General features: G+C 65.8%; 7 protein-coding genes. 3 read left to right on the forward strand and 4 right to left on the reverse strand.

Annotated features, from left to right (window positions below):
• A partial coding sequence (locus H928_RS33820) for a nitronate monooxygenase family protein (RefSeq protein ID WP_043341751.1) occupies window positions 1–440 on the forward strand: 440 nt, incomplete at its 5' end.
• A gap of 53 nt (window positions 441–493) precedes the next feature.
• Window positions 494–1,390 (forward strand): pyridoxal kinase PdxY, encoded by an 897-nt coding sequence (gene pdxY, locus H928_RS0123260; protein WP_021028647.1) that lies wholly within the window; start codon window positions 494–496, stop codon window positions 1,388–1,390.
• 41 nt (window positions 1,391–1,431) lie between these two features.
• Here pdxY and H928_RS0123265 read toward each other — a convergent pair whose 3' ends face one another.
• From H928_RS0123265 to H928_RS0123280, 4 genes are all read right to left on the reverse strand, one after another.
• Complete coding sequence (locus H928_RS0123265; RefSeq protein ID WP_021028648.1) at window positions 1,432–2,724, reverse strand: O-antigen ligase; 1,293 nt, start codon at window positions 2,722–2,724, stop codon at window positions 1,432–1,434.
• Entirely contained in the window at window positions 2,721–3,533 is an 813-nt protein-coding gene (locus H928_RS0123270) for a glycosyltransferase family 2 protein (RefSeq protein WP_239645061.1), read from the reverse strand. The genes H928_RS0123265 and H928_RS0123270 overlap by 4 nt, the downstream gene beginning before the upstream one ends.
• On the reverse strand, window positions 3,534–3,740 hold the full coding sequence (locus H928_RS0123275) for a zinc-finger domain-containing protein (RefSeq protein ID WP_021028650.1): 207 nt from the start codon (window positions 3,738–3,740) through the stop codon (window positions 3,534–3,536).
• A gap of 244 nt (window positions 3,741–3,984) precedes the next feature.
• Window positions 3,985–4,416: a hypothetical protein gene (locus tag H928_RS0123280; RefSeq protein WP_021028651.1), complete on the reverse strand. Its 432-nt coding sequence runs from the start codon at window positions 4,414–4,416 to the stop codon at window positions 3,985–3,987.
• Between the two features lie 189 nt (window positions 4,417–4,605).
• On the opposite strand from H928_RS0123280, the gene H928_RS29500 reads away from it, so the two are divergent.
• Complete coding sequence (locus H928_RS29500; protein ID WP_021028652.1) at window positions 4,606–5,319, forward strand: MarC family protein; 714 nt, start codon at window positions 4,606–4,608, stop codon at window positions 5,317–5,319.
• The last annotated feature ends 325 nt before the right edge of the window (window positions 5,320–5,644 follow it).

Genomic DNA, 5,644 nt, shown 5'->3' on the forward strand with positions numbered 1-5,644 from the left:
TGCAGCTGCCGGTGATTGCGGCCGGAGGCATCATGGATGGCGCCGGCATTGCCGCTGCCCAGGCGCTGGGCGCGCAGGCGGTGCAAATGGGCACCGCCTTTCTGGTCTGCCCCGAATCGGCCATCAACACGGCCTACCGCGCCGCGCTGGCTGCCGCCCAGGCCACCGACACGGTCACCACCCGCACCATCTCGGGCCGGCCTGCACGCGGCATCCGCAATGCGATGATCGACGCGCTCGAAGCCGAGGAGGCCGCCATTCCGCCCTACCCGGTGCAAAACGCACTGACTGGCGCGCTGCGCAAGCTCGCGGGCGCGGCGGGCGATGCGCAGTACCTGTCGCTCTGGGCCGGCCAGGGTGTGGCCCAGGCCCGAGCCCTGCCCGCTGCGCAACTATTGCAGCAGCTCAAGGCGGAGTGGCAGGCAGCGGGCGCACAATAGCAGCCAACGCCCGGCAGCCTGGTCCGGGCCCTCGCCCGCAAAGACTGCCTACTGTGAACACTGCTGCACCCTCTGCCACTGCGCAAGCCTCCCGCCCCGTCATCCTGTCCATCCAATCCCATGTGGCCTGGGGCTATGTCGGCAACTCGGCGGCGGTGTTTGCGCTGCAGCGCCTGGGTTTTGAGGTGCTGCAGGTGCATACGGTGCTGTTCAGCAACCACACGGGCTACGGGCAGTTCCGGGGCCAGATCCTGAGCGCCGAACATATCCGCGAAATCCTCGCCGGCCTGCGCGAGCGCGGCGCGCTGCACAAAGTGGGTGCCGTGCTCTCCGGTTACCTGGGCAATGCCGATACCGGCGCGGCCATTCTCGACGCCGTCAACGACATCCGCCAGGCCAACCCGCAGCTGCGCTACCTCTGCGACCCGGTGATGGGCGATGTGGGCCGGGGGCTCTTCGTCAACCCCGCCATCCCCGATTTTCTGCGCGACCAGGCCATCCCGTTTGCCAACATCATCACGCCCAACCAGTTCGAGTTCGAGTTGCTGAGCGGCACCAAGCTGGGCAGCACCGAGGAGGCCGTCGCCGTCGCGCGCCAGATGCGTGGCCGGGGGCCGGACCCCATTGTCATCACCAGCCTGGCCACACCCGATATCGCGGCCGACCAACTGGGCACCCTGGCCGTCAATGGCCAAGGCGCCTGGCTGGTGACCACGCCGCGCATCGACCTGCACCCGCTCCCCAACGGCATGGGCGATGTGTTTGCCGCCACCTTGCTGGGCCGTTTGATGGAGGGCCGCCCCTTGCCCGAAGCGCTGGAGCTGGCGACAGCCACCTTGTATTCGCTGGTCAAGGGCACGGTAGCGGGCTCACGCGATCTGCCGCTGGTGGCAGCGCAGACCCAGCTGATCGAGCCGGCGGCGCGCTTTGCGGCGCGCCAGCTCGCCTGAGCCAGGGCCCTCGCCGGGCCACTGGCGCTGCATGGCGCAGCTCAGGACTGCGGCTGCAAAGCCAAGAGTGTGCGCTCACGTCCAATCAACGCCCCCAGCAGCAGCACCAGCAGGTAGACGTAGAACAGATGCCCGCTGTTATGGGCAAAAAACACCTGGGTCAGGCCAAAACCCATGTAGCACAGGGGCACCATGATGCCCAGCATGCGCAGGTAGAGAATCTGGCGGTCCATAGGCGCGCCGGGGCACTGGGCCATGCGCTTTTGCGTGGGCCAGAAGATCAGCAGCGGCACGGCATAAAAGGCCAGCAGCAGGGCCACCCCGACCAGGCCGCGCTTGGCAAACATGTCGAGCAGCTCGTTGTGGGCATGGTCGTAGGGGAGGACCGAGGCACTGGCCTCGCCCGCTTCCACGCGGCGGGCCTTCTCGGCGATATAGCCTTTGAGGCCCCAGCCGGTCAGCGGCTTGTCCAGCCCCATGTACCAGGCCAGGTGCCAGTGGGCCAGGCGCTGGCCGACCGAGGTTTCGGCCGCATCGCGGTCCTGCACCTCGTAGCTCTGCACCTCGTGCACGGCGGTGTGGTAGCGCTGGGCCATCTCGTCGCCTTTGAGCGAGACCAAGCCGCCAATGCCCAGCACGGCGGCCAGCAGGCCCAAGCCCACCGGTTTGCGCAGACCGCAGCGCCACAGCAGTACCGCGCCAATCAGCAGCACAAAGGGCAGCACGATCCAGCTGCCGCGCGTATCGGACAGGATGACGGCGAGCAAGCCGAACAGGCTGCACACCAAGCCTAAGGCGCGCTGCCAGGCCGACAGCGAGCGCCACAGCAGCAGCACGCCAAAACAGCAGGCCAGCGCCAGCACCAGCGCAATGCCGCTGAACTGGATCGCATTGGTAAAGCCATTGGCGCGGTGGGCATCGGTCCAGCCCGTCTGGTAGACGGCGACCAGGCCCGCGCCCAGCGCGCCCGCCAGCATGCCCCAGCCCAGCGGCCGCACCCGGGGCGCACAGCTTTGCAAAAAACCCAGGCCGGTGATGGCCAGCGCATATTTGACGAACTGGTCGCTGCGCGAGCGCAGGAGCCAGTCATCAAAGCTCATGGTCCACAGCACGGCCATGGCGGCGAGCATCAGCGCCCAGGCGATCGCGCGGCGGTCCCAGCGGCGGCCCCACCACTGGCGCACAAATACGAGGCTGGCCAGCGCCAGCACCGCGGCGCCAAAGGAGTAGCCCGAGGGCAGGGTCAGCGCCACACCGGGCACCAAAAAGGCCGCCAGCTGGCTGGCCCGCATCGCGGGCGTGGGCGCAGCGGACGCTGCCGCAGCCAGGCTCATCGGCGCACGTCTCCGCTCAGATACGGGCGGTCATAGGCCAGGGCCACATAGCGGAAAAAGCTCTCCAGCGCGACAAAGACGCAGTACAAAAAGCCCGCGCCCCCGCACAGAAAGCCGAAATGGAAGAAGTAAAGACGCACAAACATCGCGAACGACGAGGCCATGCCGCGCAAAATGCCGCCGCGCACGCCCTCTTCGGCGCGCTTGGCCGCGCCCAGCATCGCGTACTGGGTGAGCTTTTCCAGGCTGGAATGCACGGTGCTGCGCGAATGGTGCAGCAGCGGCGTGCGCATCAGGTGGCGCGTCACATTGGCCCGGCTCAGCTGCGCCTCTTCGTGCACCACGCCGGTGTACTCGCGCAGCAAACCACGCCAGAACAGGCGCTCGACCTTGGCGGTGGAGCGCAGGTACTTGAGCTCCTTGCCGAAAGCGACCATGCGCCAGCGCACCATCCAGATCGCCTCCTCGCCGGACTGGACAATGGCCTCCAGCTCCTCGCGGAAAGCGGGAGAGATGGTCTCATCGGCGTCGAGGAAGAACACATAGTCTCCCTTGGCGTGGCTGAGCAGCCGGTTGCGCTGCAGCGCAAAGCCCTGCCAGTCTTCGTAGCGAAACACCTGGGCACCGAGGCCGCAGGCAATGGCCGTGGTGCGGTCCACACTGCCACTGTCCACCACCACCACCTGGTCGGCAAACGAGGCACTGCGCAAGCAGGCCTCGATGTTGTCTTCTTCGTTGAGGGTGAGGATGCCAATGGTCAGCGTCAGCCTGCGCGAAGCTGCAGCGCCGCCCAATGGGGAATCAGTCACTCAATGGCCACCGTGGAAGGTTTCGCCCGCCTTGAGGCGGTACACCGTACCGCAGTAGGGGCACTTGGCCTCACCGCTGTGGCCCACGTCCAGAAAGACGCGGGGGTGGCCACTCCACAATTTCATATCTGCCTTGGGGTTGGGACAAAACACGCCGCCTTGGGCGTTCAGGTCTTTGGCCAGCAACTCAACAACTGCCTGCGTCATGGTTTTCAACTTTCCTGCGCCAGCCCTGCACCTCTGGGGCGAGCCGGCTATCGATGATTCTGTGGGCACGGGCAAATGGTGGGGACCAGCCCCAAGGGGCTCCCATGCTGGGCAGTGATTTTACGTGGACGGCGCCCACCTTGGCAGAAGATAGAGCGCGCGCGCCTCAGAATTGAGCGCCAACCCCCGCTAAAGGGCCGGTGCAAGCGGCCGGCGGGTCGCCCTTGTTACAAGTAAGCCGGCCTCAAGGCTGAGGGTGGGCGGGGCTGTCCGCGCCATCCTGCGGGTCGCTGGGGCGCTGCAGTGTCCATTTCTGCAGGCGTCCGTGCACAAATTCGCAGGTGACGCTGGAGTCCGTGTTGTCGCGCCATACAAACACCTCGGGCTGCTCCAAAGCCTGCGACTGGCGCAGGCCCAGCGAGCGCGTCATGGCCACCACATGCACCAGCGGCACATTGGCTTTGAGCTTGGCATTGAGCATGACGGCACTGGCCACATAGCCCAAAGGGCGCTCCGAAGCGCGTTTCATGATGGTCATCAGACGGGTGAAATGCAGCATCAGCCACAGCACAATGCCGCCGCTGACGGCCAGCACGCCCATCCATTTGTAATTTTGGTAAGCAGCCCCCAGCAGCACCAGCAAGCCGACGGGGATCAGTATGTTTCTCCAGTTCATGGCGCTATTGTCCACTGCCTGCGCAGATGCCCTTGTCGCCAGGGGCCAATTGTTTGCGCCCGCTGCCCGCCAGTTTTCGCGGCGGCAGGCGTACCTTTGGCCCAACACCGGCCGCCACAGGCCCTAGCGCAAGCCCGCTTTGGCTGGCATGCTAGCGCGCCAGATCCTCCTATTGCCTGGTGCCCTTTCATGAGTTTTGCCATTGCCTTTGCCGCCTTCAGCAAGAGCTTTTTGCTGGTGGTCGCCACCATGCTGCCGATCCTGAACCCCGTGAGTGTCTCGGCCATCTTCCTGACGCTGACCGAAGGGGCCTCCAACGCCACCCGCCGCAGCATCGCGACCCGCATCGCCGTCAATGTCACCTTGCTGCTGATCTTTTTCATGCTGGTGGGCTCCTACATGCTGGAGATGTTCGGCCTGTCCATCGATGTGGTCCGGCTCGGCGGCGGCCTGCTGGTCTCCGTCATTGGCTGGAACATGATCAACACCAACTCCACCGAAGGGCGCACCGAGAAGCTGGCCGAAGCCTTCACGCCCGAGATGGCGCGGCGCCGCGCGTTCTACCCGCTGACCTTTCCCCTCACCTACGGCCCGGGCAGCCTGGCCGCCACGATCACGATCGGCGTGAGCCTGCTCGACCGCAGCTCGCCAGCCATCACCGTGGTCAACGTCATGGGTGCGGCCGTGGGCAGCCTGGTGGTGGGTGTCATCTTGCTGCTGTGCAACCGCTATGCCGACAAGCTGCTCAAACCGCTGGGCGAGACCGGCACGATCGTGTTTCTGCGCATTTCCGCCTTCATCTTGCTGTGCCTGGGCATACAGATCGCCTGGAGCGGTCTGAGCAACCTGATCAGCGATGCCATCGCCCATGGCGTGACCCAGGCCTATGAGCAGCGGCACTGAGGCACGCCTGGCCCGCATCCACCCTCAGCCCCCGCCATGCATCGCGCACCCGTCAGGCGCCACAACTGCAAATGCTTACCTGCTATGACGTCTGCCGCTGGTGCAGTGGCACTTTTATTTTGATAGCATGCCAGGCTACTGGCTTGCCCGCTCCTGCGTCTGCGGCTTCCTCCCCGGCGCACACCCCAACACCATGACCCATTGCTCATCTTCCCCTTTGTGGCGCAACGGCCTGGCACTTGCGCTGGCGGCCTTGCTGGCAGCGCCCGCGCTGGCCCAGGCCCCGTTGCTGCAGGCGGCCAGCCCGCTTGCGGCCGAGGCCGCC

Origin of the sequence: Comamonas sp. B-9 (genome assembly GCF_000410635.1) — a bacterium.
In the GTDB taxonomy this organism is placed as follows: Bacteria; Pseudomonadota; Gammaproteobacteria; order Burkholderiales; family Burkholderiaceae_C; genus Comamonas.